At 62.6% G+C, this 2225-nt stretch carries 2 protein-coding genes; both read right to left on the bottom strand.

The window, feature by feature from the left end:
- On the bottom strand, positions 1-1437 hold a 1437-nt coding region (locus EOA85_RS33275), incomplete at its 3' end, for a hypothetical protein (RefSeq protein WP_127212539.1).
- 169 nt (positions 1438-1606) lie between these two features.
- Positions 1607-2225: NAD(P)(+) transhydrogenase (Re/Si-specific) subunit beta (locus tag EOA85_RS33270; RefSeq protein WP_164760061.1), on the bottom strand; the 619-nt coding region annotated here is incomplete at its 5' end.

Here is a 2225-nt window from a genome sequence, read left to right as displayed (position 1 = left end):
GCGCAGCACCTCGATATGCGAGCGCGGCGGCGTTCCGGCCGCTGCGGCGACCTCGACGCCGGTCGCCTTCAGCGACCAATAGAGCCTGTGGGTGAAGATGCGGCCAAGCGAACTGCGCAGCTCGACCTGAATGTTCTCCACGCCGGGGCCGAAATTTTCCGCCATCGGTCCAGAGATCGGGTCGCCCGTCAGCCAGCCATTGCCCCTGTCGAATATGTTGGTCCAGCGCGTCGCGGCAAATACAGCGCCATGATGCACCGCCCGCTGCGGCCTGCCCGAACGGCTGCGCCCTTCCTGATAGAGGACGGTTCCACCGGCCGCCGTATCGGCGATTGGCGGACACGCCGAGAACAGCCGCTCAGCGATGCCGCGCCTGAATTCGGCGAGATTGTAGGTCACCAGAAATTCGCTGTGGGTCAGCGGGCTGCCGAGCGTGACGAAATCGCTGATCTTCCACGGCAATGGATGATCGTCGTCCCTGGCGCGGAGCTGGCGATAGAGTTCCCATTGATCTCGCCGGAATCCGGAGAGGTCATCCAAGCTGTCGGGCCACGCAGAACCATCGGCGTTGAGCGTAGCGCTGTCGACGGCGCGGATCGCTTTCAGTCTCGCCTTGTCGCGGACCGCTTCCAGCTTTCGCGGCCTGAAATCAGCCCACAATATCTGCAGCAGATCATAGGCGATGATTGATCCCAGGCTGTGTGAGACCAGCACGATGCGGTCGTAGGTATCGTCCATCATGAGACGCCTCAGCAGCGTCAGGCCACGGTCGCGGACAAGCGCGCGCTTCTCGACCGTTGCCGCTTCAGCACGGACATAGGCGGCCACATCACCGAAATAAGGAAGACCGAACCGGTCCACCGACCAGACGACGAACGAGGCCAGGATAGTGACGAGCATGCCCGTGGTCCAGGAAATATACCCTTGCAAGGCCGAGGTCGCGAGCACGAGCGCCGCGCCCAAGACTGTTATGACGGCCAGAAGCGTAACGACATAAAGCCCGCGGGCGTCGCGCGGGATGTCGGCGGGCTTGCGCCAGAGCAGATTTGTCACCCAGGCCGCAAGCCGGCCCCGCGTCGTGCCTTGCGTGATGTCGGCCCAGTAAAGCTCGAAGAAATCAGTGCGGCGGCCATCGACATCGTAAGGGGTGGTGATCCGGCGAAGCTCGTGCGAGTTCGTGCGGCTGTCAGGCGTGATCCAGCTCTGGTTGATCTTCGAGCCGGCGGGACCGCCCGAATCGGTGCCACGGGCGTAAAACGGCACGCGAGCAGGGTCATGACTCCAAACAGCCTGAACAAATTCCCTCAGCGTGCCCATGGGTCGCTGTTCGCCCATGCCATGCACGATCACCACGGCCTGGCTGAGCTTGCGCGGCGCCTTTCCGGAGGCCGGCGGGCTGGTCTTGGTCGGCGACGCAACAGGATGAGGGTCGGACACCAGTGCCTCCGTTTGGTGACAAAGCCCGGAACAGAATTTGTTCATCGTAGCGCTGAAACCGGCATGGGAGCAAAGACGCTGCAGGCCAGATGTTCAAGTCAAGAAAAACCCGGCGCGGAGCCGGGCTTTTTTCCGAGCAATTAGCGGTGCACTGGACCGCGAATCCGGATCAATGATCCATGGCCTTGACGATCTCCTCGGTCATCTTCTTGGCATCGCCGAGCAGCATCATGGTGCCGTCCTTGTAGAACAGCGTGTTGTCGATGCCGGCATAGCCGGAGCCGAGCGAGCGCTTGACGAACAGGCAGGTCCGGGCCTTGTCGACGTCGAGGATCGGCATGCCGAATATAGGGGAGCTCTTGTCGTCCCGCGCGGACGGGTTGGTGACGTCGTTGGCGCCGATGACATAGGCGACATCGGCCTGCGCGAATTCAGAGTTGATATCCTCGAGTTCGAACACTTCGTCGTACGGCACATTGGCTTCGGCAAGGAGGACGTTCATGTGGCCGGGCATGCGGCCGGCGACCGGATGAATGGCGTACTTCACGTCGACACCATTGGCCTTGAGCTTGTCGGCCATCTCGCGCAGCGCATGCTGCGCCTGGGCGACCGCCATGCCGTAGCCCGGCACGATGATCACCTTCTGCGCGTTCATCATCAGATAGGCGGCATCATCGGCCGAGCCCTGCTTGACCGTGCGCTCGATGCCGTCGTCGGCAGCGGCGGAAGCCTCGCCGCCGAAGCCGCCGAGGATGACCGAGATGAATGACCGGTTCATGCCCTTGCCA

It is taken from the genome of Mesorhizobium sp. M5C.F.Ca.IN.020.29.1.1 (assembly GCF_003997375.1).
GTDB classification, from domain to species: domain Bacteria; phylum Pseudomonadota; class Alphaproteobacteria; order Rhizobiales; family Rhizobiaceae; genus Mesorhizobium; species Mesorhizobium wenxiniae.
This window is presented reverse-complemented; position numbering and strand designations above follow the sequence as displayed.